We start from the raw sequence: 24,367 nt of genomic DNA, 5'->3' as shown, positions 1-24,367 counted from the left end.
ATTTACGTGTTTGACGTAAACCTCTTCGACGAACTCCGCATTGGTCTTGCCACTGCCGACGACATCCGCCGTTGGTCCAAGGGCGAGGTCAAGAAGCCGGAAACCATTAACTACCGCACCCTGAAGCCGGAACGCGACGGCTTGTTCTGTGAGCGCATCTTCGGACCAACCCGCGACTGGGAATGTGCCTGCGGCAAGTACAAGCGTGTCCGCTACAAAGGCATCATTTGTGAGCGCTGTGGCGTTGAGGTGACCAAGTCCAAGGTGCGCCGTGAGCGCATGGGCCACATCGAACTGGCCGCTCCAGTGACCCACATCTGGTACTTCAAGGGTGTTCCCTCCCGTTTGGGCTACCTGCTGGACTTGGCTCCAAAGGACCTGGAGCGCATCATCTACTTCGCGGCGAACATCATCACTTCGGTAGATGAGGAAGCCCGCCACAACGACTTGTCCACCCTGGAAGCAGAAATGCTTCTGGAAAAGAAGGACGTAGAAGACGACACAGAGTCCGAGATCGCCGAGCGCGCCCAAAAGCTGGAGCAGGACCTGGCGGAACTGGAAGAAGCCGGTGCGAAGGCCGACGCACGTCGTAAGGTGCAAAACGCTGCCGAGAAAGAAATGCAGCACATGCGCGAGCGCGGCGAGCGCGAAGTCGATCGCTTGGATGAAATCTGGAACCACTTCGTCAAGCTGGCTCCAAAGCAGATGATCATCGACGAGACCATCTACGAAGAGCTCGTCGATCGTTACGAGGATTATTTCACCGGTGGCATGGGCGCGGAAGCTATCCAGACCCTGATCCGGAACTTCGACCTGGAGGCCGAAGCTGAGGAGCTGCGCGGCATCATCAACGAAGGCAAGGGCCAGAAGAAGATGCGCGCGTTGAAGCGCCTGAAGGTCGTCGCTGCGTTCCTGAACTCCGGCAATGACCCTGCCGGTATGGTCCTGGATTCTATTCCAGTCATCCCGCCGGAGCTGCGTCCGATGGTGCAGCTGGACGGTGGCCGTTTCGCGACCTCAGACTTGAACGACCTTTACCGTCGTGTCATCAACCGCAACAACCGTTTGAAGCGCATGCTGGATCTTGGTGCTCCTGAGATCATTGTGAACAACGAAAAGCGCATGCTGCAAGAGTCGGTGGATGCACTGTTCGACAACGGCCGTCGTGGCCGTCCAGTCGCAGGCCCAGGCAACCGCCCGCTGAAGTCGCTGTCTGACTTGCTGAAGGGTAAGTCGGGTCGTTTCCGTCAGAACCTGCTGGGTAAGCGTGTGGACTACTCCGGCCGTTCGGTTATTATCGTCGGTCCGCAGCTGAAGCTGCACGAGTGTGGTCTGCCGAAGCTGATGGCGTTGGAGCTCTTCAAGCCGTTCGTCATGAAGCGTCTGGTGGAAAATGACTATGCGCAAAACATTAAGTCCGCGAAGCGCATGGTTGAGCGCCAGCGCCCAGAGGTCTGGGACGTGCTGGAAGAAGCAATTTCCGAGCACCCAGTTCTGCTGAACCGTGCACCAACCCTGCACCGTCTGGGTATCCAGGCATTCGAGCCGAAACTCGTCGAAGGTAAAGCTATTCAGCTGCACCCGCTGGCCTGTGAGGCCTTCAACGCCGACTTCGACGGTGACCAGATGGCAGTCCACTTACCACTGTCGGCCGAGGCCCAGGCCGAAGCCCGCGTGCTGATGCTGTCGTCGAACAACATTCTCTCGCCAGCATCCGGTAAGCCATTGGCGATGCCGCGTCTGGACATGGTCACCGGTTTGTACTTCTTGACCATGAACAAGCGTGCCGACGAGCAGGGCGGCGAGGGCCGTTACCAGCCAGGTGACGAAAACGGTCCAGCGCAGGGTGTTTATTCGTCCTACGCGGAAGCCATCATGGCGCGCGACCGCGGCGTCCTTGGTGTGCAGGCACCGATCAAGGTCCGCATCTCCCACTTGCGCCCACCGCGCGAGATTGAAGAAGCGCAGTTCCCAGAAGGTTGGCAGCGCGGCGACACCTGGTTGGCTGATACCACCCTGGGTCGCATCATGTTCAATGAACTCCTGCCTTGGGACTACCCTTATCTCGAGGGCGTCATGGTCCGTAAGGGCGGCGGCGACGAGAAGATCCTGCTTGGCGACGTCATCAATGACTTGGCCGTTAAGTACCCAATGATCTCCGTGGCACAGACTTTGGACAAGATGAAGGATGCCGGCTTCTACTGGGCAACCCGCTCCGGCGTGACCATCACCATGCACGACGTGTTGGTCCTGCCGAACAAGACCGAGATCCTGGAATCCTACGAGGCCGAGGCCGAGCGTATCGAGCGCAAATACTGGGAGCAGGGTGCGCTGACCGAGCGCGAGCGTTACGAGCGTCTCGTGGAACTTTGGAAGGATGCCACCGACAAGGTTGGTTCCTCCGTCGAGGACTTGTACCCAGATGACAACCCAATTCCGATGATCGTGAAGTCGGGTGCGGCCGGTAACATGCGCCAGATCTGGACGCTGGCCGGTATGAAGGGCATGGTCGTGAACTCGAAGGGTGATTACATCACCCGTCCGATCAAGACTTCCTTCCGCGAAGGCCTGTCGGTTCTCGAGTACTTCAACAACTCGCACGGTTCCCGTAAGGGCCTGGCCGATACCGCGCTGCGTACCGCAGACTCCGGTTACTTGACCCGCCGTCTGGTCGACGTCGCTCAGGACGTCATCGTCCGCGAAGAAGACTGTGCAACCCGTCAGGGCGTGCGTGTTCCGATCGGCGAGCAGATCACCGACGACACCTACGCGGTACACGAGCTGTGGGAGACCTCCGCTTCTGGCCGCGTGGTTGCCAGCGACGTCAAGGACGCGAATGGCGAAGTCCTGGTTGCTGGTGGCGACGACCTGACCGAAGAGAACACACAGAAGCTGGTCGACGCTGGCATCACCGAAATCAAGGTTCGTTCGGTTCTGACCTGCCAGACCCCAGCAGGTGTCTGTGCGAAGTGCTACGGCAAGTCCATGGCTTCCGGCAACCTGGTCGACATCGGCGAGGCCGTCGGTATCGTGGCTGCCCAGTCGATTGGTGAGCCTGGTACCCAGCTAACGATGCGTACCTTCCACCAGGGTGGTGTCGGTGGCGACATTACCGGTGGTCTGCCACGTGTGCAGGAGCTGTTTGAGGCCCGCAACCCGAAGAACCGCGCCCCAATCGCCTCCGTCGCCGGCGAGATCTCGCTGTCGGATGAAGGCAACTTCTGGACTCTGACCATCCACCCAGATGATGGTTCGGACAACGTCGTCTACGAGAAGCTGTCGAAGCGCCAGGGCTTGGCCCAGGTGCGTCGCCCAATGGAATCCAACCCGGATGCCATGATCGAGCGCGCTTTGCGCGACGGCGACCACGTCGAGGTCGGCGAGCGTCTGTTGCGCGGTGCGGCCGATCCACACGATGTTCTGGAAGTTCTGGGGCGTCGTGGCGTCGAAAAGCACCTGATCGACGAAGTGCAGGCCGTGTACCGCACCCAGGGTGTGGCTATCCACGACAAGCACATCGAGATCATCATCCGCCAGATGCTGCGTCGCGGTACCGTCATCGATTCCGGTACTACCTCGCTGCTGCCGGGCAACCTGATCGACCTCTCCGAGGCCAAGCAGGTCAATGCGGCACAGGTCGCCGAAGGTGGCCAGCCTGCCGAGATGCGTTCCGAGATCATGGGTATCACCAAGGCTTCCCTGGCTACCGAGTCGTGGCTGTCGGCCGCATCGTTCCAGGAGACCACCCGCGTTCTTACCGACGCCGCCATCAACAAGCGTTCTGACTCGTTGATCGGTCTGAAGGAGAACGTCATCATCGGTAAGCTCATCCCGGCTGGTACCGGCATCAACCGTTACCGCAACATCACCGTCAAGCCGACGGAGGCTGCCCGCAATGCGGCATACTCCATCCCGACCTACGGTGATTCCATTTACGGCGATGATGGTTACAGTGACTTCACTGGCGCTTCCGTCCCATTGGATGAGACCTTCGAGCTGTAAACCTGTAGACCGCGTGCTCTAAACTTTCGGCGGTGCAACCGGCCCTAGTCCGCTGGTTGTTTCTGCCGGAGTAGCACAAGCACTAGCCCTATCCCTTCCTGGGATAGGGCTTTTCGCATGTCATATAAGTCCACGGTCTCGTGCTCGCCCTAACGAAAAGCTTGCAAATGGCCCATTAGTAAAAAGCGAGTGCCCGAGAACTTGACATAGATCCTGGCCCTAGCGAGGCGTGATTATCCCCATATTCCTTTGGTAAACCAGCAGGTTGGGTATAGCGTAAAGCAAGCTTAAGAAATCATAGGGATCCTTGAGAAAGGTTTAGGATGACTGACAACGCGCGAACCGCCTCTGCGAACATGACCACGACCCCACCGAAGCGAAAGCTCAACTGGCGCCCGGTAGACATCGTGATTATGGCGATTCTTGGTATCGCGACCGGTTTTATCTTCGTCGTCTGGAACAACATTGGCTACGCGTGGTTCACCGCGATGGATAGTCTTACACCGGGGTTGGGTGGCCTCGCCGTGGGCATTTGGCTACTCGGCGGTGTGCTGGGTGGTTTGATCATTCGTAAACCGGGTGCGGCCATCCTCGTCGAGGTTATTGCGGCCAGTGTCTCGGCTGCACTGGGCTCACAGTGGGGCCCGGAAACACTGTATTCGGGCTTGGCACAAGGCCTCGGTGCAGAGCTCATCTTTTTCCTTTTCGCTTATCGCCGCTTCAACCTGTTTGTTGCCACTCTGTCCGGTATTGGCGCCGGTGTAGGTGCGTGGACCCTAGAGCTGTTTTTGTCGCCAAATCTCGCTAAATCTTTAGAATTCAACATCATTTACCTGGTGTGTGTAGTAATTTCTGGTGCGATTTTGGCCGGTGTGGTCGGCTTCTACCTGATGAAATCGCTCGCGAAAACCGGTGCTCTTGATCGGTTTTCCGCAGGCCGTGAACAACGTGCCTAGTCCCTGTTAAAGCCAACTAGCTAACTCATAAATTTCAGTCATGCCAGCTACCGCCGTTGAGATCTCGAATTACACCTGGACGCACGCCGGACGCGCCCAGCCTGCCGTCGACAAGCTCAATCTGCGCATTCCTGCTGGGGAGCGGGTGCTGATCTGCGGCGATTCTGGATCCGGAAAATCCACCCTGGTGTCTGCCATCGCGGGCGTTCTCGGCGGAGATGAAGAAGGCGACCAAACCGGAAGCCTCAAGCTCAGTGATGATTCCGGAACCCGGGAGGCTGCGGACTCAATGATTCCAGTCGGGCTCGTGCTGCAAGACCCCGACTCGCAGGTGATTGCCTCCCGCGTGGGTGATGATGTGGCGTTCGGCTGTGAAAATTTAGGGCTGGAGCGCACCGAAATTTGGCGGCGTGTGCGCGAGGCATTGCCGTTGGTGGGTCTGGATCTTCCGCTAGACCACCCCACGGCACAACTATCCGGGGGCCAGAAACAACGCCTGGCACTCGCTGGGGTTATCGCCATGCGCCCGGGAATCATCATCCTCGACGAACCCACGGCGAACCTGGATCCACAGGGCGCTCATGATGTGGTTGCAGCGGTGGCGAATGTCGTCGAGCACACTGGTGCGACGCTCCTCGTCGTCGAGCATAACTACGAGGTGTGGGAGGATGTGCTGGAGCGTGGGTTGGAGTTTGCCTCCGGCAGGCTTGTCGACGACGCGCCGGCCCGCGAAATAATCGCCCGACGCCGCATATCCGGCCTACCGCGTGCCCAGATAAAGTTGGCTAAGAATTCCGCGGCACTGACGGCGGAATCTGTGACGGCAACAGAACAACCAACGCACCTGCCACCGCGTAGCCTGGAATTACCGGCCCATGCTTCGACCGTGATTACCGGTGAAAATGGAGCGGGTAAAACCACGCTATTGATGACACTGGCGGGCCTGCGGCCGCTGGCATCGGGAAGCATCGAATTTTCTGAGTCGATCCGAGATGGCCTGCGTGGGCCCGTCGCGAAGTGGAAGTCCCGGCAGTTAGCGCAGCGGATTGGTTATGTGTTTCAAAACCCGGAGCACCAGTTTGTTGCCCGAACAGTGCTGGAAGAACTCCACGTGGGCCCCAAGGTTATGGGGATCAAAGTGGGGAGCAAACGCACAGACGAACTATTAGAACGGCTCTCCCTGGCACACCTGGCGCAGGCCAATCCCTTCACTCTTTCCGGCGGGGAGAAACGACGCCTGTCGGTGGCCACCGCGTTGATCGCTGCACCACAGTTGTTGCTTTTCGACGAGCCTACTTTCGGTCAAGACCCACATACTTTCGGCGAATTGGTCTCGATAGTGCGCGGGCTGGTCGACGATGGCGTCACGGTGGTTTCGGTGACCCATGACAAGCACTACCGCGCAGCTCTAGGGGATAACCACGTGGAATTGTTACGTGCAGGGGGTCAGTGACATGTCTGCAGAAGTGAGTCCGTCTGGCACTTCCCGGATCAACCCGCTGACGCGGATCTTCATCATGCTGATTATCACCACGCCATTGCTGTTGAGCCTGGATTGGGTGAGTGCGACGATGTCGCTCAGCATTACTATCCTCGCGGCACTGCTGCTTGGGGTAGGGCCGAAAAGGATTTTCGGTGTTTTGTGGCCGCTGCTACTGATCGCCCCGGTTTCTGGTGCGTCGATGCTGCTGTATGGAGCCGAGGGTGGCGAGGTTTATTTTGAGTTTTGGTTAATGACCATTTCGGATAACTCGATTGAGCTGTCTATTGCCATCATGATCCGTATTCTGGCCGTAGCCAGCCCGGTGATCTTATTGGCACGAAATATCGACCCCACCAGGCTGGGAGATGCTCTGGCGCAGATTCTGCACTTCCCGGAACGCTTTGTCATCGGTTCTGTTGCCGGGGTGCGCATGGCTGGCCTGTTCCACGACGATAGGGTGGCGATGCATCGAGCCCGTCGTGCTCGTGGGTTGGCTGACCGCGGCAGGATTGCACATTTTTTCACCATGGCTTTTGGCCTGTTGGTGTTGGCCTTGCGTCGTGGCGGAAAACTTGCCACCGCTATGGAGGCACGTGGTTTTGGTCGTGCCCCGCTGCAAGGAGCTAAGCGCACATGGGCACGCCCATCGCGTTTGCACTCAGCCGATTGGCAAGCACTAGGTGCAGCCGCGGTGTGCGCTGCAATCCCGGTGGTAATTGCTGTGCTTGTCGGCAGTTGGCGTTGGTTCGGCCTGTAAACTGGCTCGCTCTGTCAGCTGGTACTGGTTTGGTGTAGGTTTGGGGCTGGTTTCGCGCTCGCTTGGTACTAGTTTGGCGCTGAGCAGACCGGCTGATTAACCGCCGTAGTAGTTCATACCGGGTTGTATGCCGCCGAAAATTTGGTCTGCGGTGACAAATTCATAGCCCTGGCTGCTGAGGGAATCCAGGATGCATGGCACTGCGTCGACGGTAGAGGCGTGTAAATCGTGCATCAAAATCACTGCGCCGTCGTAGGCATTGGTCACCGCGCGGTTACAGACGAGTGAAGAGTCTCGGTGCTCCCAGTCGCGGGTATCTACGGACCACATCATGTTCGCCAAGCCAAATTCAGCTGCGATATTATTGACCGTCTGGTTGGTGGAACCATAGGGCGGACGGAGCAAATTGGGGGTATAACCACCGGTGGCCGCCGCAATGGCTTGATTTCCGCGTTGTAGTTCGCTGCGAATTCCATCTGCGCCGAGTGTGGTCAGGTCCGGGTGATTGTAGGTGTGGTTGCCGACGGCGTGGCCCTCGTTGAGAGCTCGGGCTACCGGTGCCGGGTTGGCGTCGATGCTGGAGCCGACGGTGAAAAATGACGCTTTGGCGTCGTATTGCGCGAGAGTGTCCAGCAGGCGGTTGGTGTTGGCGGCCGGTCCATCGTCAAAGGTTAACGCAACTCGTGGAGCATCAGGATTCCGTGGGGCTTTCGCGAGGTGCCTATGGTTTGCTGTGTTTGCAGGTTCTACACCGGCCGCGTGCTCGTCTGAACTGGTGCGCTTCGCGTCGTCGTCGCCGTTCGTGCCTAATAGCCGCGTTGCCAATGCGGAATCTGGAGTATGAGCTAATTTCTGCGTATCTACCGCGACCGCAATTTTGCCGGTGGAGTATGCGCCTACGGTGCCTGCATCGAAATGGAGAACCAACGTGTGGCCGTCGTCGGCAAGCGTGAATCCGCCGAGGGCATCGGGGGTGAGATTATCTGGGAATACCGCGGCGGCGTCGTAGTTGGCGACTAATTCTTCGCGTGCAAGTGTGGAGAGCTCAGCGATTCCCGGGTGATCGGGAATAATTTCGCCATCTGCGGTGACGGCGCCGTCGTAAAGGTCAGCTACGGAGATGTGAGCGTCATTGGCGGTATCAAAACTCAGCACCCGGTGGTTGCGTTCGGGGGCCGCGCCCTGGGTATCGAACAGCGTGTTGAGCGCCAACGTCAGCACGCCGTTGTCGCGGTAAAGAACCGTATAGCTTAGTCGTTCGCTGAATTTACCGTCGAACTGTGGCGTGGAATCTCGGGTCACCGAACGGAAATGCTCGCGGAGGTCAGTGACTTCGGCCTGAATAGTTTTGTTGATTCCCGGGAAATCAGTCTCCGGGATTTCGACGTAAGATTCCACCGTCGCGGTCTCTTCCTTGCTGACAACGGATTTGATCCCCGCATAATCCGAATTCGCGAAATAAAACTTATCTTCGGTAGGTGCAGGTGACACGCTTGCCGACGTCGTCGGTGCCTCCGATTCGGTGGTCGCCGCGTTGTTGCCTGCATTTTTCTCAGCGGTGGACGTCTCGTCGGAAGCTTCAGCGCAGCTGGCAAGTAGCAGCGATAGGGAAGCCACGCTAGCCAGGGTTGCGTAGCGTGCTTTCGTGGCTGTTGACCCAAATATGTTTGAAGCTGTCATATCTTCACGGTAAGTAACGGCGGCGAGAACTGCAGGAAATTCGGTAAAAAGTGAGAAATGCGGCACGCATCGCTGTTGAGCGCTGCTGTTGAACACCCGGTGTGAATAACGGTATTGAGATCCAACTCAAAAACTGTTATACTTCAGTCTGGTTCGTCCCGCCTTTGTTGTGGGATGAAAGTCTGATCATCTTCACGGTGCACAAAATTGCTCATGGAGACGTTCTGGACACGCGGAAGGGCCCCGGAAAAGAGCCCCCATTTTTGCGTGTTTGGGTACGTTTGCCAGCAAGTAGCGTGCTTTACGTAGCAAGGTGTAAGAAAACTCAACCGACAAGAAAGACTGGTTTATGCCAACTATTCAACAGCTGGTCCGCAAGGGCCGCCACGATAAGAAGTCGAAGGTGGCAACCGCAGCGCTGAAGGGTTCCCCACAGCGTCGTGGCGTGTGCACCCGCGTGTACACCACCACCCCAAAGAAGCCGAACTCCGCGTTGCGTAAGCTCGCCCGTGTTCGCCTGACCTCCGGTGTTGAGGTTTCAGCCTATATCCCAGGTGAGGGCCACAACCTGCAGGAGCACTCCATGGTGTTGGTTCGCGGTGGTCGTGTAAAGGACCTTCCAGGTATTCGTTACAAGATCGTCCGTGGTGCTCTTGACACCCAGGGTGTTAAGGACCGTAAGCAGGCTCGTTCCCGTTACGGCGCAAAGAAGGGGTAATAAACAATGCGTAAGAATCAAGCTCCAAAGCGTCCAGTTGTCAAAGATCCGGTGTACCAGTCTGAGCAGGTCACTCAGCTGATCAACAAGGTTCTCCTCGACGGTAAGAAGGCTACCGCTGAGCGTATCGTTTACGGTGCGCTAGACAAGTGCAAGGAAAAGACCGGCACTGATCCATTGGGTACCCTGGAAAAGGCCCTGGGCAACATCCGTCCGGATCTCGAGGTCCGCTCTCGTCGTGTTGGTGGCGCTACCTACCAGGTTCCTATGGAAGTTCGTCCAAGCCGTGCGAACACTTTGGCTTTGCGTTGGTTGGTTACCTTTACTCGTAAGCGTCGCGAGAACACCATGATCGAGCGTCTGGCTAACGAAATCCTGGATGCCTCCAATGGTTTGGGTGCTTCCGTGAAGCGCCGTGAAGACACTCACAAGATGGCAGAAGCCAACCGCGCTTTCGCCCACTACCGCTGGTAATTCGCTGTATAGCCAGGCTGCGAAGCTTAACCATGTGAGGTGCTTCCCAGTGAGGAGCCGTTCGCGGCCTGGATATCACAGATTGACCCGGAATGCACCAGCACAACCTGGAGGCTTGCGGGTCTTTTGTTTAGCAGCGCATAGCTGCCAAATGAAACTTTTCGTGGCATTATCGCAAGTAACGCGAATTGCGCGCGGAAATTTACAGCAACAACTATTTTGATGGGGTAAAACTGTGGCACAAGAAGTGCTTAAGGATCTAAAAAAGGTTCGCAATATCGGCATCATGGCCCACATCGATGCTGGTAAAACCACCACTACCGAGCGTATCTTGTTCTACACCGGTATTAACCGCAAGGTTGGTGAAACCCACGACGGTGGTTCGACTACCGACTGGATGGAGCAAGAAAAAGAACGCGGCATCACCATTACGTCCGCAGCTGTTACCTGTTTCTGGGAAGGTAACCAGGTCAACATCATTGACACTCCAGGCCACGTTGACTTCACCGTTGAGGTGGAGCGTTCCCTGCGTGTTCTGGACGGCGCCGTAGCCGTTTTCGACGGCAAAGAAGGCGTTGAGCCACAGTCCGAGCAGGTGTGGCGTCAGGCTGCGAAGTATGACGTTCCACGTATTTGCTTCGTGAACAAGATGGACAAGCTGGGTGCGGACTTCTACTACACCGTACAGACCATCATCGACCGCCTCGGTGCCAAGCCACTCGTTATGCAGCTGCCAATTGGCGTTGAAGATGACTTCGACGGCGTTGTCGACTTGCTGCAGATGAAGGCCTACCTGTGGCCTGGCAAGGTTGAGGTCGGTGCAGAACCTCAGCTGGTAGACATCCCTGAGGACATGAAGGACAAGGCTGAAGAATACCGTGAGAAGTTGGTCGAGGCCGTCGCTGAGACCGATGAAGCGCTCATGGAAAAATACTTCGGTGGCGAAGAAATCTCCAACGATGAACTGAAGGCCCAGATCCGTAAACTGGTCGTCAACTCTGAGATTTACCCTGTTTACTGCGGTACCGCTTACCGCAACAAGGGTGTCCAGCCACTGCTCGATGCTGTTATCGACTTCCTGCCGAACCCAATGGACGTCGGCGAAGTTATCGGTCACGAGATGGGCAACGAAGAAGTCGAGATGCGTCGTAAGCCATCGTCGGAAGAGCCATTCTCCGGCCTGGCATTCAAGATTGCTGCGCACCCATTCTTCGGTCAGTTGACCTTCGTTCGCGTGTACTCCGGCCGCGTGGAACCAGGCAACGAAGTCCTGAACTCGACCAAGAACAAGAAGCAGCGCATCGGTAAGATCTTCCAGATGCACGCCAACAAGGAAAACCCTGTTGACGAAGCACTGGCAGGTAATATCTACGCGATCATCGGTCTGAAAGACATCACCACCGGTGACACCATTTGCTCGAAGGAAGATCCAATCATCCTCGAGTCCATGGACTTCCCAGACCCAGTTATCCAGGTTGCCATCGAGCCAAAGACCAAGGCTGACCAGGAGAAGCTGTCCACCGCTATCCAGCGTCTTGCCGACGAAGACCCAACCTTCACTGTCAAGTTGGACGAAGAATCCGGCCAGACCGTTATCGGTGGTATGGGCGAGTTGCACTTGGACGTATTGGTTGACCGCATGAAGCGCGAGTTCAAGGTCGAAGCAAACATCGGTAACCCGCAGGTTGCTTACCGCGAGACCATCCGTAAATCTGTTGCTTCCCTGGATTACACCCACAAGAAGCAGACTGGTGGTTCGGGTCAGTTCGCTAAGGTCATCGTTTCCATCGAGCCTTATGCTCCAGACGAGAGCGAGCTGGAAGAAGGCGAGAGCCCACTGTACAAGTTCGAAAACGCGGTCACCGGTGGCCGTATTCCGAAGGAGTACATCCCGTCCGTCGATGCTGGTATCCAGGACGCAATGCAGTACGGCTACCTGGCCGGCTACCCATTGGTAAACATCAAGGCGACGCTGGAAGACGGCGCTTACCACGATGTTGACTCGTCGGAAATGGCCTTCAAACTGGCTGGTTCCCAGGTTCTGAAGGAAGCTGTCGCTAAGGCTAAGCCAGTCCTCCTCGAGCCTCTGATGGCCGTCGAAGTTGTCACCCCTGAAGAATTCATGGGTGACGTCATCGGTGACATCAACGCTCGCCGTGGACAGGTGGAATCGATGGATGACCGTTCGGGCGCCAAGGTTGTCAAGGCCCGCGTTCCACTGTCTTCCATGTTCGGTTATGTCGGTGACTTGCGTTCCCGTACCCAGGGTCGTGCAAACTACACCATGGTCTTCGACTCCTATGGTGAAGTTCCGCAGTCTGTGGCTGAAGAAGTCATCGCTGCACGTACCGGCGGTTCGGCTAACTAGATCGAACACCCAGGGGAGTTAGCATCCCCGTCCCGGGATGGTTTCCGTTCGCGGTAGGATGGTGCTCCATTTGCGCCATCCCCGTGCGGAGAACTCGGGATCATCGGGTTGCGGCCGAGCTGAATTCATAGCGAATACGCTTCTAATGGTTTCCTGACTGGGAATCTATGGCAGCGGGGGCTTCGATTAGCCCACTTGCGTGGATTGAGTCGGCCGTTACCCGAAGGCCCATGATCTTAATGCTATGGTGAGAAGAAAGCCGTTTATTAGTAACAACGGTTTGATATATCTGTGCCATAATTCTAGGATCAGGTAACGGGCATACCTGTAAGACGTTGCCTGCCACAAGCCTGTGGCGAAAACGCAGGTAACTTAGTAGGCAAAAGAGATAAACCCCGTGGCTGCGAAGGTCGTAGCCACCGATAAAGTCCAGGAGGACATACAGTGGCAAAGGAGAAGTTCGAGCGTACGAAGCCGCATGTGAACATCGGCACTATCGGACACGTCGACCACGGCAAGACCACCACCACCGCAGCTATCACCAAGGTTCTGTCGGACAAGTATCCTGATGAAAACCAGGCATTCGCGTTCGACATGATCGACAAGGCTCCTGAGGAGAAGGAGCGCGGTATTACCATTAACATCTCCCACGTGGAGTACTCCACTCCTAAGCGCCACTACGCGCACGTGGACGCCCCAGGTCACGCTGACTACATCAAGAACATGATCACCGGTGCCGCTCAGATGGACGGCGCTATCTTGGTTGTTGCAGCTACCGACGGCCCAATGCCACAGACTCGCGAGCACGTTCTGCTGGCTCGCCAGGTTGGCGTTCCTTACATCCTGGTTGCTCTGAACAAGTGCGACATGGTTGACGATGAGGAAATCCTCGAGCTCGTCGAGATGGAAATCCGTGAGCTCCTGGCTGACCAGGAATTCGACGAAGAAGCTCCAATCGTTCACATCTCCGCTGTTGGCGCCTTGGAAGGCGAGGAGAAGTGGGTTCAGGCCATCGTTGACTTGATGGATGCCTGCGACGAGTCGATCCCAGATCCAGACCGCGCAACCGACAAGCCATTCCTGATGCCTATCGAGGACATCTTCACCATTACCGGTCGCGGTACCGTTGTTACCGGTCGTGTTGAGCGTGGCTCCCTGAAGGTCAACGAAGAAGTCGAGATCATCGGCATCAAGGACAAGACCCAGAAGACCACCATCACCGGTATCGAGATGTTCCGCAAGATGCTGGACTACACCGAAGCTGGCGACAACGCTGGTCTGCTGCTTCGTGGTACCAAGCGCGAAGACGTCGAGCGTGGTCAGGTCATCGTTGCACCTGGTGCATACACCACCCACAAGAAGTTCGAGGGTTCCGTCTACGTTCTGTCGAAGGACGAGGGCGGACGCCACACCCCATTCTTCGACAACTACCGTCCTCAGTTCTACTTCCGCACCACCGACGTTACCGGTGTTGTTTCCCTGCCTGAGGGCACCGAGATGGTCATGCCAGGCGACAACGTCGACATGTCCGTCGAACTGATTCAGCCAGTCGCTATGGACGAGGGCCTGCGCTTCGCTATCCGCGAAGGTTCCCGTACCGTTGGCGCCGGCGTTGTTAACAAGATCTTGGACTAATTCCAGATCTTGCACGGCATCGCTGCTCGTTTTAAACGCAGTAGCTAGCTGACTCGCAAGCCGCTATCGATTTATCGGTAGCGGCTTTTTGCATACCCAATTATTACCTGGAGGACACAACCAGAGCATAAAACCTGTTGCAGTTGATGCTGGCGTATTAACCGCAAGCAAACACACCAAAAACGCATTACCACGATCTTTGCGTCTAAAGCAGTAGCCGCAACACCACAATCTGATTTTGCCTGTGCCGTGTGCTCATCCCTGACACAGGACAGAAGTGCGAACACGGGGATTGTTCCCCAGAACCACCTCGATAGGGCTCGTTCGCAGGCTATAGTAGGCTGCAACGCAAGAACATAATTCAACGAACATACCTGGTAGCAGAGTGATTACTAGCTACCCACGCAATTCGCGGCGGCTACCTCACGCAGTAGTTGCTAACTCGTCGATTCTTAGTAGCTAAGGAGCCTATCTATTGTCTGCCAGCAATTCTTGGGGTCGTCCGTCTAAAAAATATGACTGGGGTGCTCAGTCTGGCTCGGAAAGTAATGAATCAACCTCACACGAGAATTCATCGAGGTCAGGCGACCCAGCGGCGTTACAATCTACTTCTCAATCGTCTTCCGAAGCCCCATACGATTGGGGGCAGGATAAGCCTGAGTCTTCTTGGTCCGCGGTAAGCAATCACCCGGAAACCAACTCATGGCAACCAGTCACTGTCGGTGATGAGGCTGTTACGCAATCTATCACACATGAGAATGGGGGGGCGTCGGCTACCCAGTTCCTGACAGATCGGCGACTTCACGCAAGAAACGGGCGTTCGTTATTGGCGCGGTTATAGTCGTGCTAAGTTTGGCAGCAGCTGGTATCGCATAGGCTGCGTTAGGTGATTGGAATTCAGACAACGATGAGGCTGTGGTCGCGGATTCAGGAAAACCGCATACTAAGCCAGAAGATAATGCAGCTGCAACAGATTCGGATTCCGTAAATCCGGAGGATCAAGACAAATCCGAGGCTCCGTCGTCCGCCAATCAGGGCGCTGAGCAGAATTCTGCTGAAGATAAGGATCAAGAGCCCCAGGCTGCAGTAGGTGAGCATTGTGGGACAGACGATTCTTTAACAGCCTATGAGGTTGGTGTTTCTTATATTGAGCCGTATAGGGGGAGTGCTTGGCGTCCGGATGTTGATGCTTATGACCCCTGTGCGGAATTGTCTTGGATCACGATTACGTTAGAGGGCGCTACTGGATCCTCGCCGTATCACATCATGCTGTATCACCATGGGGATTTTTTGGGCACTGCGACCGCCGAGCCGTACGCTTTTTCTCCTAGAATCCAACAGGTTAATGATTCTGAAATTGCAGTTACTTATCGATGGCCGCGTGAGGGCGAAGGAAATGCGAATCCTTCGGGCCGAACACATGCTGGTTTCCATTGGGATGACGCTCAGGAGAAGATAATCATGACCGGGGACGTCCCGTCCTATTAATTTCGATTCCAGGTTAGGACGTGGGTGTGCTTTTCTCCACGGTTTCCACTTTGCCGGTCTTTCCTCCTATGATGCTCGCCAGGAACGGGAAGATAGCCACTGTCAGTGCGCCACCGGCAACGAAAATTGACGCAGTTTGTTGCTGCATCAATTCAGAATCCACTGCGAGGCTGGTCACTGCGACGATGATAGGGAGTCCGGTCGCCGAATATAGCCCAACTTGCAGTTGTTCGCGTGGTTTTGTAATGCCTGAGCCGGTGTCTGCGAACACCTCCCGCAGGTATACGGGAAGCCCGCGCGTGACCAAAATGAGGGCAGGAATTCCCAATACTTTGCCCGGATTATCGGCGATGGTTTGCCAATTAATTGCCATCCCCGAAACCACGAAAAAGATGGGAATCAACATCGAATAAAACACCACGTCGAGCCTGTGTTCAAGTGGCTTATGAAATTCATCTGGGGTAATCCGGTTGAGAATAATTCCAGCGGCAAATGCACCCAGTACAATATCGAGTTCGAACACTGCGGCTACGGCCATGAGGGTAGCAAGGATCAAGATGATAAGCCGCAAAATCGTCTGGTTGGTAGATCCTGCACCAGAAAGAAATGCCCGCCCGACGCCTGGAATCGCGTGGATAATTGCTGCGGGCGCAACGGCTACCAAGGCGGCAACGCCGATAAACGCCACCATGACGAGAAAAGTCGTCCAGGTGTCATGAGTTCCCAGCAAGAGCGCCATCGCGGTAATGGGAGCAAGTTCACCAATCGCTCCATGAATCAACACCGAATCACCGACCTTAGTACCGGTTACGTTGTCTTGCTTGAGCATTGGAGTCAGCGTGCCTAGCGCCGTCGATGTGAGAGCGAGCGCGACGACGATCGCACCCGGGATAGTATCAACTAAGAAGTATGCCCCGACGCCACAGGCGACCGCGCACACAAGCCAAGTTGATAAGCCGATCTTCGCCTGCTTTGAGCGCAGAGACTGCAGGTTGATTTCGAAGCCTGCGAGCAAGAACAACGCACCAACGCCGAGTTCCTTGAGCATGCCGATGCCTTCTTCTTCGGCAGCCAGATCAAGTACAGAAGGTCCGATAACCATTCCGAATACCAGAAGTAGTGCAACTGCGGGAATCCGATTTTTAAACACAAACGCTACCAGTGGAGCAAGTAGTGCTGCAGCCATGATCCATGCAAAGGAAACCAGCGCATCAGTATATTCTGTTGCTCCAGCTGCGAGAATAATCGTGTCAGTTGCGTGCGTTCCGGTGCCGTCCATGATCTATAGACTACGCATAATCGCGAGCAAGACATAAGAAAACCGCGTGTGGGTAAAATTCCCTTGCACGCGGTTTCGATATGTCCGTAGGGGTGCTGTGCCCCTAGCTAGACGGCTGGTTCGACTTTGTCCATATGCAATCGGTATACGGTGTCGATATCGACGTCTTCGATAGCATCCCGCAAGTCTGCTTCGCTCGTCTCGATCATGTCGTTGAGTTTGTTTAAATCGGCTTCGGGTCGAGCATTAACCGTGAACTCAATGGTTGGTCGTGCGCGGTCGATGGACACTTTGTGCTTCGCCGACGTTATGTCGGAGTCGGTCGCTAGTTGCGCCGCGACCGCCTTGGCTATATGCCCAATGTGCATAGTAATTTCACCGGCAGAATCCGATGCCGAGGAACCTACCTGTGAGAACGTACGGCGACGTAGGTTGATGACGATCAACCACAAACCGATAATGATCGATCCCGCTAGCACACCCCAGAGCAGGTATTCGTACCAATCTTGCTCGGGTAGCGTCTTCCACGCTTCCGGATCCCTCCAGAGCGCTAGGTCTTTGGCAAATTGCACATCAAAATGCACGAGTACTGGCCACAGACCAAATACGATCAGCCCAACCGCGATGAAGAAGAAGATGAACCGATCGATGAAAGCGGTCAGTTTGCTCATGATACGCCCTCCTGGGAGTGTTCATTTTCGACGCTGACATCGATAGCAGGTGGGTTCTGCAAAAAGGCAAGCTTTCTCGTGATGGCTTCCTCAGCGCGCTGTGGCAACGAAGAATCATTCACGTCGCCTTCAATAACGACGCGAAGCTTCTTTTTCGATATCTTCGAGTGAGCCGACCGAGCTCCTGGTAACTGTTGTGCCGTAGCCGAGCTGATGCGCGCAATGTCTACTGGGCGCATCCAGGTTGCGGCAGTGCTGTTTACCGCGCGATGTGTGCGCGGCCGAGGTTTGAAGGTCACGATAAGCAGTAATAAGCCAACGACGATCGAGCCCACACCGACCCAGACGATCCATTCAGGAAGCTCATCTTGACCAAAAAACTCTGTGATTGGGGTGATCCAACTTTGTTGATCGTCATTCGGAAGTACAAACCAAATTTCGCGGATTAATACGCCAGCTAATGCCAACAGCAAAAGGCCGAGGAGAACGCTTAAAGCTCGCGCGATCGGCGATGCTTTTGGTTCTTGTCCTTGGAACGAAGCCTCCTTAGCCACGTGAACCACCTCTAATCTCTCGGGCAACTTCGCGTGGATCTTTGAGATAGATCGCGCGCAACGGTTGCGGTTGGGGAACGGTGACTGAGCGGAAAGGATGATCAGCAGGCGCGTACGGCTTCCGCAGTTGTCGCTTCATCGGTGTACGCACTTTTTGCAACTTCCGTGGCTTCGGTACCTCGGGTTTCCGAGAATGCCCCACGTCGAAAACTTCAATGTCGCGCAACGGCACTGGTCGCGGAGACTGCACCTTGCGAAGTTTCTTCCGACGCACATCAACCGCCCGCGGTTTCCGTGGTTTCGGAGCAGTAACGCTGCGAACACGTGGTTTGCGCGAGACCACTTCACGCAGCTTTCGCTCGTCCGGTAGTGAGACTGATCGGGGTTCAAATGAGCGCGTGTTGACGTTCGTCAGCTCTTGCGGCTCCGGTACCGTGACTTCGCGTAGTGGTTGCTGCTTTGGCGTAGCAACCGATACTTCCGGAAGCTTACCGACAGAAATCTCCCGTAAAGCAGCTGGTGCTGGTACGTTGATTTCCCGCAGCGGTTGTTGCTCCGGCGTGTGTACCGAGGCTAATTTTTGCTGCTTTGGCGTAGTCGGCGAGATGACCTTGCGCTCACGTGGCACCTTTACGGTGCGAGTGGGCTCAAGTTCGGTGACTCGGATTTCCCGAAGTGGTGTTGGTTCCGGAGTTTCAACTGAAACTGGTTCCATTGGCTCAGCGACGGCGATGACACCAAGCGGTTTCGGCCACGGGGACTCTACCTCGTGTCGAACCGCCAATTCGCGGGTCTCGACCGCGGTGAGCTCATCGATGCGACGCGTAGTGGTGATTTCGCGGAGTGGCGCGGAATCTTCCACTGAAATCTCCCGCAGAGTTTCTGTCTTGGAATCGATAATTGGTTGGACAACCTCGATTTCGCCGACGGCGATATTCCGGGGGGAAAATCTTTGACGTGCTGCTACGTCGTCGCGGCCAATCCGTTGTTTGGATGGGACAGCTTCACCGATGGTGACGTTAACGCGCGTTGCCTCATATCCCATGTAGATATCCAACGCCTCTGCGATTGCAGTGCGCACTTCCGTTGCAACCCGGACTGCGGGCGAAGGCCACACCACAGCGATGACGACGTCGACTGAGGCAACCTGGCGTTCTTGATCCAAGCGGATATCGAATCGCGGGTAATTGCGTGACAGCAGACCGCCGTCAACGTCCGTGGTGCCCGGCACGCTATAAATCGCACGCTCTACGACGTGTTCAGCGACCCGAGTCTTGTAACTGGTAGTACCTGCAGCCTGCGACGAGTCTGAATTGCGCTCAGCTTCCTGAGTGTGTTCAGTCTTGTCGACGGTGCTGGAAGAAGAGCTCGCAAATGATTCCGTGGTGGCCGCAGGTTTATCCTGCTTTTCCATTAGCCCCGACCTTTACCTGAAGAGAAAATTTGCGTCAGATCAATGCGGCCATCAAAGTGTGCGCCGATGGCGGCACCAATCAGGCCGAACGGAATGGCCCAGAGGGCATACCAGCCGGTGATGTAGATCAGCAGCAAAAGACCAATGCCTACCAGTGCGCCAATCAGTGTGTAACTAATGTTGTTCATAAAACCCGTCCTCAAAAGTCTTACTACTGGTTAGATGTGGAGCTATCGGTGGCATCAGAAAAGATCACGTCCACGCGACCAAGTTCGATGGAGCAGGCTTTCTGAGCAACATCGCGAATATCAGATGCGAGATCGTATAAATTGACACCCGCCGAAAAATCAGCGATGACGTGAATCTCGATGTGTTGTTCACCTGCACCAGATACCCGGCGTAGGCCAGAAACGCGTTCACCGGGGTAAAGCAGGGCAACCTCACCGAATCGACCGTGATGGAGCGCTGCTACCCCGTGAACTTCTGCAACTTTGGATGCGATGGATCGCGCATCCGCCACCTCAAGCTGGGGTGCTTGAGTTGCGGCCATGTTTAGCGATCCTGGCCCGAAGAGATTGCGGTCTGCTCGTCGTCCTGCTCTTCTTCGTCATCACCAGGCAACTTCACGTCGTGTACGTTGACGTCGACGCCAGAGACGTCCAGCCCGGTCATGCGCTCTACGGCGGAGATAACGTTGCGACGGATAGCGTCGGCAAGCTCGTGGATAGCTACGCCGTATTCCGCGGTAATTGCTACCTCGACGTGAGCGGTGCCTTCTTCTACCTCGACGGAGACACCCTGCTTGACATCTTCGGAACCGAAAGTCTGACGGATGGAACCCATGACACGCTGGGACGTCGAACCCAGGGCAGCAACACCCGAAACTTCGCGGGTAGCCAGGCCAGCGATCTTGCCGACGACACCGTCATCGATGGTGGTGGTGCCGTGCTCGGTTTCCAGGTTGCTGTTCACCTTGCGAGCAGGGGTGTTGTCAGAAGACTGGTTCTGGTTCTGTTTTTGGTCGGCCATTGTGGCGCCTACCTTTCTGCTGTCTCATGGTTAAAAAATGAGACCCCGGAGGCTAACGAGCCGCACGGTGTGCCTGATGTTGAACGGTGGCACACCCGGGGTGTTTCTGTATCGGCCAAGCATTATGGATCACACCTGAGTGTGTCCAAGATCTGTTGGCTGACTTTATCTTACGGAAAAATCACCATGTGCGTTCAGTTTTAGTGATACATATCATACTACGGGGGCACTGCGTGGGGTGGGATTAGAAAGGCTTGAATTATGGCTCGTGACGTGATTGAATAGCTAGGTTGCTTAGACAGGATGTATTCCGCCTATCCATAGTTGGGTAGCCAGATGCATTGTGGCCAAGCAATCATGACACCTTCGTCGTGCATGGTTCCTAAAAAACTCTCAAAACATCAGGGACCACAACACATGCACAGAAGGGCTGCCAATCGGGCAAGGTTCGTCGCCTTCAGACAGAACATCCCGAGCGGTAGTGCCGGAGAAGGGGCATAGCAAGTAAACAGCGGCAGTACACAGTCAGGTTCCACCGGGGCTTTTCTGGCATAGCGCGCAGTGATTTGCGTGTCTGGCCGAATCCGGTGCGTGTCAACAAGGACCGAATACTGACGTTGTTTGCAGGCAGTTAGCCCTGGATGCGGACAACGTTGCAGAGAAATCGAAAAGCGAGCTTTCGTCGCCCAGCGCACGAAAGCAAGCGAGGAAGAGGATAATCGTGGCGGGACAAAAAATCCGCATTAGGCTCAAGGCCTACGATCACGAGGCAATTGATGTCTCGGCCAAGAAAATTGTCGAGACTGTCACACGCACCGGCGCCCGTGTTGTTGGGCCTGTGCCACTGCCGACTGAAAAGAACGTCTATGCCGTTATCGGTTCTCCACACAAGTACACCGATTCGCGTGAACACTTCGAAATGCGCACTCACAAGCGCTTGATCGACATTCTCGACCCGACGCCAAAGACCGTTGACGCATTGATGCGCATCGATCTTCCGGCCAGCGTTGATGTCAACATTCAGTAATCGCGAAGCGAAAACTCAGTACAAAACTACGACTGTCTAAAACTGTCAGTGGAGAACAAATAATGAGCGAAAAAGAGATCAAGGGCATTCTGGGCACCAAGCTCGGCATGACTCAGGTCTTCGACGAAAACAACCGGGTTGTTCCGGTCACTGTCGTCGAAGCTGGTCCTTGCGTGGTCACCCAGATCCGCACCAAAGAAAAGGACGGCTACACCGCCATCCAAATCGCCTATGGCGAGATCGACCCACGTAAAACTGCTAAGCCGCAGGCCGGTCACTTCAAGAAAGCTGGCGTTACCCCGCGTCGCCACGTAGCGGAAATCCGTATGGACGATACCTCCGCGTACGAGGTTGGCCAGGAAGTCACCGTTGACATTTTCGAGGGCGTAAACCTCGTTGATGTCACGGGTATCACCAAGGGTAAAGGTTATGCCGGTGCCATGAAGCGCCACGGCTTTGCTGGACAGGGCGCCGCCCACGGTAACCAAGCTGCACACCGTCGCGTCGGTGGCATTGGTGGTGCTGCAACCCCAGGCCGTGTTTTCAAAGGTAAGCGCATGGCTGGCCGCATGGGTCGTGACCGCGTCACCACCCAAAACCTCAAAATTCAAAAGATCGACGCAGAATCAAACCTGTTGCTCATCAAGGGCGCTATCCCTGGTGTCAACAAGGGCGTCGTCACCGTTAAGACTGCTGTGAAGGGTGGTGCATAAGCATGAGTAACCTCACGCTAGATGTACAAACCGCTGAAGGCTCCACCAACGGTACCGTTGACCTGCCAGCAGAGATTTTTGACGTAAACACCTCGGTTGCCACCATGCACCAGGTTGTCACCGCTCAGCTCGCTGCCGGTCGTTCCGGTACCCACAAGGTAAAGACCCGCGGCGAAGTCCGTGGTGGTGGCCGTAAGCCATTTCGTCAGAAGGGCACCGGCCGTGCTCGTCAGGGATCGATCCGTGCACCGCACTACACCGGTGGTGGCATCGTGCATGGTCCCGTCCCACGTGACTACGCACAGCGGACCCCTAAGAAAATGATCAAGGCTGCCTTGTTCGGTGCGTTGTCTGACCGCGCACGCAATGGTCGCATCCACGTCATCGAGGAATTGGTACCAGGCCAGGAACCTTCCACTAAGAAGGCAAAGGCATTCCTGGAGCGCGTTTCTTCGAACAAGAAGATCTTGCTGGTTATCAACCGTGAAGATCTGAATGCACAACGCAGCGCCAACAACCTGCCAAACGTCCACATCTTGGACTCCGGGCAGCTCAACACCTACGACGTTTTGAACTCCGATGACGTCGTATTTTCGGCTGCAGCCCTGCACACTTTCATTAACCGCGGCGCAGAAGCAGCCGTTGCAGGGGAGGAAAACTAACATGGCAAAAATCGTAAACCCACGCGATATCATCATCGCTCCGGTTGTTTCCGAGAAGTCCTATGGTCTGATGGAGCAGAACACCTACACGTTCACCGTCGCCAAGGACTCCAATAAGAACCAGATCAAACATGCCGTTGAAGAAATCTTCGGCGTGCAGGTCGCTTCCGTGAACACCCTGAACCGTGAAGGTAAGCGCAAGCGCACCCGCACCGGTTTTGGTCGTCGGAAGGCAACCAAGCGCGCTTACGTAACTCTTCGCGAGGGCAGCGACTCCATCGATATCTTTGGCGCTAACGCCTAAGACTTCGGAAGGTAAGGAAGAATTATGGCTATTCGTAAATACAAGCCGACAACTCCGGGTCGCCGCGCGAGCTCCGTTTCCGACTTTCAGGAAATTACCCGGTCCACCCCGGAAAAGTCGCTTCTGCGTCCACTGCACAAAACCGGTGGTCGTAACGTACACGGACACATCACCGCTCGGCACATTGGTGGCGGCCACAAGCGTCGTTACCGTCTGATCGATTTCCGTCGCAACGACAAAGATGGCGTTCAGGCCAAGGTTGCGCACATTGAATACGATCCAAACCGCACCGCAAACATTGCTTTGCTGCACTACACCGACGGTGAAAAGCGCTACATCATTGCTCCAAAGGGCTTGAAGCAAAACACCATCGTTGAGTCCGGTCCAGACGCCGACATCAAGGTGGGTAACAACCTACCGTTGCGCAATATTCCGACTGGTACGACCATCCACGCTGTTGAGTTGAAGCCAGGCGCAGGTGCCAAGCTGGCACGTTCCGCTGGTTCCTCAATCCAGTTGTTGGGTAAAGAAGGCAAGTATGCCATTCTGCGTATGCCTTCTTCGGAAATTCGTCGAGTCGACATTCGTTGCCGCGCCACCGTCGGTGCCGTAGGTAACGCTGAGCAGATGAACATCCGTTGGGGTAAGGCTGGTCGTATGCGCTGGAAAGGCGTTCGTCCAACCGTTCGTGGTGTCGTTATGAACCCGATCGACCACCCACACGGTGGTGGTGAAGGTAAGTCCTCCGGTGGTCGCCACCCAGTGTCCCCATGGGGCAAGAAGGAAGGCCGTACCCGGAACCCGAACCGTTATTCCAACAACATGATCGTGCGCCGTCGTCGCCCGAACAAGAAACGCTAAGAGGAGGTAAAACGATATGCCACGCAGCCTAAAGAAAGGCCCGTTCGTCGATGAGCACCTCCTCAACAAGGTGGACGCTCAGAACGAAAAGGGCACCAAGCAGGTAATCAAGACCTGGTCCCGCCGTTCCACCATTTTGCCGGACTTCATCGGGCACACCTTTGCGGTGCATGATGGCCGCAAGCACGTTCCCGTTTTCGTGGAAGATTCCATGGTCGGCCACAAGCTCGGCGAATTTGCACCTACCAAGACCTTCAAGGGTCACGTCAAAGAAGATAAGAAGAGGCGATAA

At 55.6% G+C, this 24,367-nt stretch carries 23 protein-coding genes; 15 read left to right on the top strand and 8 right to left on the bottom strand.

What is annotated here, in order from left to right:
• The first annotated feature begins 6 nt into the window (after nt 1-6).
• From ACP8MI_RS09180 to ACP8MI_RS09165, 4 genes are all read left to right on the top strand, one after another.
• A complete protein-coding gene (locus ACP8MI_RS09180) occupies nt 7-4,002 on the top strand; it encodes a DNA-directed RNA polymerase subunit beta' (RefSeq protein ID WP_018121324.1) in 3,996 nt (1,331 codons plus the stop codon).
• Between the two features lie 323 nt (nt 4,003-4,325).
• On the top strand, nt 4,326-4,958 hold the full coding sequence (locus tag ACP8MI_RS09175; RefSeq protein ID WP_144737732.1) for an ECF transporter S component: 633 nt from the start codon (nt 4,326-4,328) through the stop codon (nt 4,956-4,958).
• A 40-nt stretch (nt 4,959-4,998) separates the two neighbouring features.
• Nucleotides 4,999-6,411: an ABC transporter ATP-binding protein gene (locus ACP8MI_RS09170; RefSeq protein WP_049167378.1), complete on the top strand. Its 1,413-nt coding sequence runs from the start codon at nt 4,999-5,001 to the stop codon at nt 6,409-6,411.
• A 1-nt stretch (nt 6,412) separates the two neighbouring features.
• Nucleotides 6,413-7,198 (top strand): energy-coupling factor transporter transmembrane component T family protein, encoded by a 786-nt coding sequence (locus tag ACP8MI_RS09165; protein ID WP_144737730.1) that lies wholly within the window; start codon nt 6,413-6,415, stop codon nt 7,196-7,198.
• Nucleotides 7,199-7,294: 96 nt separating this feature from the next.
• Here ACP8MI_RS09165 and ACP8MI_RS09160 read toward each other — a convergent pair whose 3' ends face one another.
• Complete coding sequence (locus tag ACP8MI_RS09160) at nt 7,295-8,878, bottom strand: polysaccharide deacetylase family protein (RefSeq protein WP_239211961.1); 1,584 nt, start codon at nt 8,876-8,878, stop codon at nt 7,295-7,297.
• A 349-nt stretch (nt 8,879-9,227) separates the two neighbouring features.
• Between ACP8MI_RS09160 and rpsL the strand changes: the two genes are divergently transcribed.
• The 5 genes from rpsL to ACP8MI_RS09135 all read left to right on the top strand — a co-directional run bounded on the left by rpsL (nt 9,228) and on the right by ACP8MI_RS09135 (nt 15,561).
• Nucleotides 9,228-9,596 (top strand): 30S ribosomal protein S12, encoded by a 369-nt coding sequence (rpsL, locus tag ACP8MI_RS09155; RefSeq protein ID WP_018121319.1) that lies wholly within the window; start codon nt 9,228-9,230, stop codon nt 9,594-9,596.
• A gap of 6 nt (nt 9,597-9,602) precedes the next feature.
• Nucleotides 9,603-10,070: a 30S ribosomal protein S7 gene (gene rpsG / locus ACP8MI_RS09150; RefSeq protein ID WP_018121318.1), complete on the top strand. Its 468-nt coding sequence runs from the start codon at nt 9,603-9,605 to the stop codon at nt 10,068-10,070.
• Nucleotides 10,071-10,305: 235 nt separating this feature from the next.
• Complete coding sequence (fusA, locus tag ACP8MI_RS09145; RefSeq protein ID WP_049148401.1) at nt 10,306-12,438, top strand: elongation factor G; 2,133 nt, start codon at nt 10,306-10,308, stop codon at nt 12,436-12,438.
• Nucleotides 12,439-12,882: 444 nt separating this feature from the next.
• Nucleotides 12,883-14,073: an elongation factor Tu gene (gene tuf / locus ACP8MI_RS09140; RefSeq protein WP_018121316.1), complete on the top strand. Its 1,191-nt coding sequence runs from the start codon at nt 12,883-12,885 to the stop codon at nt 14,071-14,073.
• 915 nt (nt 14,074-14,988) lie between these two features.
• Nucleotides 14,989-15,561, top strand: coding sequence for an LppP/LprE family lipoprotein (locus ACP8MI_RS09135; RefSeq protein ID WP_053083572.1), 573 nt, complete (start codon nt 14,989-14,991; stop codon nt 15,559-15,561).
• Nucleotides 15,562-15,574: 13 nt separating this feature from the next.
• On the opposite strand, the gene ACP8MI_RS09130 is transcribed toward ACP8MI_RS09135, so the two are convergent.
• The 7 genes from ACP8MI_RS09130 to ACP8MI_RS09100 form a co-directional block, all read right to left on the bottom strand.
• Complete coding sequence (locus ACP8MI_RS09130) at nt 15,575-16,840, bottom strand: cation:proton antiporter (RefSeq protein WP_126844585.1); 1,266 nt, start codon at nt 16,838-16,840, stop codon at nt 15,575-15,577.
• 107 nt (nt 16,841-16,947) lie between these two features.
• Entirely contained in the window at nt 16,948-17,511 is a 564-nt protein-coding gene (locus tag ACP8MI_RS09125; RefSeq protein ID WP_049148405.1) for an Asp23/Gls24 family envelope stress response protein, read from the bottom strand.
• Nucleotides 17,508-18,065: a DUF6286 domain-containing protein gene (locus ACP8MI_RS09120; protein ID WP_049148407.1), complete on the bottom strand. Its 558-nt coding sequence runs from the start codon at nt 18,063-18,065 to the stop codon at nt 17,508-17,510. Before ACP8MI_RS09120 ends, ACP8MI_RS09125 begins: the two co-directional genes overlap by 4 nt.
• The gene (locus ACP8MI_RS09115; RefSeq protein ID WP_049148409.1) at nt 18,058-19,479 is read right to left on the bottom strand and encodes a hypothetical protein; all 1,422 of its coding nucleotides are present in this window, start codon (nt 19,477-19,479) and stop codon (nt 18,058-18,060) included. The genes ACP8MI_RS09120 and ACP8MI_RS09115 overlap by 8 nt, the downstream gene beginning before the upstream one ends.
• Nucleotides 19,479-19,667 carry a hypothetical protein gene (locus ACP8MI_RS09110; protein WP_049148411.1) on the bottom strand — a complete coding sequence of 63 codons (189 nt, stop codon included), beginning with the start codon at nt 19,665-19,667 and terminating at the stop codon, nt 19,479-19,481. Before ACP8MI_RS09110 ends, ACP8MI_RS09115 begins: the two co-directional genes overlap by 1 nt.
• Nucleotides 19,668-19,690: 23 nt before the next feature.
• On the bottom strand, nt 19,691-20,029 hold the full coding sequence (locus ACP8MI_RS09105) for a hypothetical protein (RefSeq protein ID WP_053084873.1): 339 nt from the start codon (nt 20,027-20,029) through the stop codon (nt 19,691-19,693).
• Nucleotides 20,030-20,031: 2 nt separating this feature from the next.
• Nucleotides 20,032-20,508 (bottom strand): Asp23/Gls24 family envelope stress response protein, encoded by a 477-nt coding sequence (locus ACP8MI_RS09100; RefSeq protein WP_049148413.1) that lies wholly within the window; start codon nt 20,506-20,508, stop codon nt 20,032-20,034.
• 721 nt (nt 20,509-21,229) lie between these two features.
• Here ACP8MI_RS09100 and rpsJ point away from each other — a divergent pair.
• The 6 genes from rpsJ to rpsS all read left to right on the top strand — a co-directional run bounded on the left by rpsJ (nt 21,230) and on the right by rpsS (nt 24,367).
• Nucleotides 21,230-21,535, top strand: coding sequence for a 30S ribosomal protein S10 (gene rpsJ / locus ACP8MI_RS09095; protein ID WP_018121308.1), 306 nt, complete (start codon nt 21,230-21,232; stop codon nt 21,533-21,535).
• 62 nt (nt 21,536-21,597) lie between these two features.
• A complete protein-coding gene (gene rplC, locus ACP8MI_RS09090) occupies nt 21,598-22,248 on the top strand; it encodes a 50S ribosomal protein L3 (protein WP_018121307.1) in 651 nt (216 codons plus the stop codon).
• A gap of 2 nt (nt 22,249-22,250) precedes the next feature.
• A complete protein-coding gene (rplD, locus tag ACP8MI_RS09085) occupies nt 22,251-22,910 on the top strand; it encodes a 50S ribosomal protein L4 (RefSeq protein ID WP_049148415.1) in 660 nt (219 codons plus the stop codon).
• A 1-nt stretch (nt 22,911) separates the two neighbouring features.
• Nucleotides 22,912-23,214 (top strand): 50S ribosomal protein L23, encoded by a 303-nt coding sequence (rplW, locus tag ACP8MI_RS09080; RefSeq protein ID WP_018121305.1) that lies wholly within the window; start codon nt 22,912-22,914, stop codon nt 23,212-23,214.
• A gap of 24 nt (nt 23,215-23,238) precedes the next feature.
• The gene (rplB, locus tag ACP8MI_RS09075) at nt 23,239-24,075 is read left to right on the top strand and encodes a 50S ribosomal protein L2 (RefSeq protein WP_049148417.1); all 837 of its coding nucleotides are present in this window, start codon (nt 23,239-23,241) and stop codon (nt 24,073-24,075) included.
• 16 nt (nt 24,076-24,091) lie between these two features.
• The gene (gene rpsS, locus ACP8MI_RS09070) at nt 24,092-24,367 is read left to right on the top strand and encodes a 30S ribosomal protein S19 (protein ID WP_018121303.1); all 276 of its coding nucleotides are present in this window, start codon (nt 24,092-24,094) and stop codon (nt 24,365-24,367) included.

The organism is Corynebacterium sp. LaCa_70 (assembly GCF_058182015.1).
Note: the sequence above shows the minus strand (reverse complement) of the source record. Positions and strands in the feature narration are given on the sequence as shown.

Bases quoted from the DNA above. Each gene is read 5' to 3' on its own strand.
- ACP8MI_RS09170 (WP_049167378.1), top strand. From the start codon at position 4,999: ATGCCAGCTACCGCCGTTGAGATCTCGAATTACACCTGGACGCACGCC.
- ACP8MI_RS09130 (WP_126844585.1), bottom strand. From the start codon at position 16,840: ATGGACGGCACCGGAACGCACGCAACTGACACGATTATTCTCGCAGCT.
- ACP8MI_RS09105 (WP_053084873.1), bottom strand. From the start codon at position 20,029: ATGGCCGCAACTCAAGCACCCCAGCTTGAGGTGGCGGATGCGCGATCC.
- rpsL (WP_018121319.1), top strand. From the start codon at position 9,228: ATGCCAACTATTCAACAGCTGGTCCGCAAGGGCCGCCACGATAAGAAG.
- rplD (WP_049148415.1), top strand. From the start codon at position 22,251: ATGAGTAACCTCACGCTAGATGTACAAACCGCTGAAGGCTCCACCAAC.
- rplW (WP_018121305.1), top strand. From the start codon at position 22,912: ATGGCAAAAATCGTAAACCCACGCGATATCATCATCGCTCCGGTTGTT.
- ACP8MI_RS09100 (WP_049148413.1), bottom strand. From the start codon at position 20,508: ATGGCCGACCAAAAACAGAACCAGAACCAGTCTTCTGACAACACCCCT.
- ACP8MI_RS09175 (WP_144737732.1), top strand. From the start codon at position 4,326: ATGACTGACAACGCGCGAACCGCCTCTGCGAACATGACCACGACCCCA.
- ACP8MI_RS09165 (WP_144737730.1), top strand. From the start codon at position 6,413: ATGTCTGCAGAAGTGAGTCCGTCTGGCACTTCCCGGATCAACCCGCTG.
- ACP8MI_RS09110 (WP_049148411.1), bottom strand. From the start codon at position 19,667: ATGAACAACATTAGTTACACACTGATTGGCGCACTGGTAGGCATTGGT.
- ACP8MI_RS09115 (WP_049148409.1), bottom strand. From the start codon at position 19,479: ATGGAAAAGCAGGATAAACCTGCGGCCACCACGGAATCATTTGCGAGC.
- ACP8MI_RS09125 (WP_049148405.1), bottom strand. From the start codon at position 17,511: ATGAGCAAACTGACCGCTTTCATCGATCGGTTCATCTTCTTCTTCATC.
- rplC (WP_018121307.1), top strand. From the start codon at position 21,598: ATGAGCGAAAAAGAGATCAAGGGCATTCTGGGCACCAAGCTCGGCATG.
- rplB (WP_049148417.1), top strand. From the start codon at position 23,239: ATGGCTATTCGTAAATACAAGCCGACAACTCCGGGTCGCCGCGCGAGC.
- rpsG (WP_018121318.1), top strand. From the start codon at position 9,603: ATGCGTAAGAATCAAGCTCCAAAGCGTCCAGTTGTCAAAGATCCGGTG.
- rpsS (WP_018121303.1), top strand. From the start codon at position 24,092: ATGCCACGCAGCCTAAAGAAAGGCCCGTTCGTCGATGAGCACCTCCTC.
- ACP8MI_RS09160 (WP_239211961.1), bottom strand. From the start codon at position 8,878: ATGACAGCTTCAAACATATTTGGGTCAACAGCCACGAAAGCACGCTAC.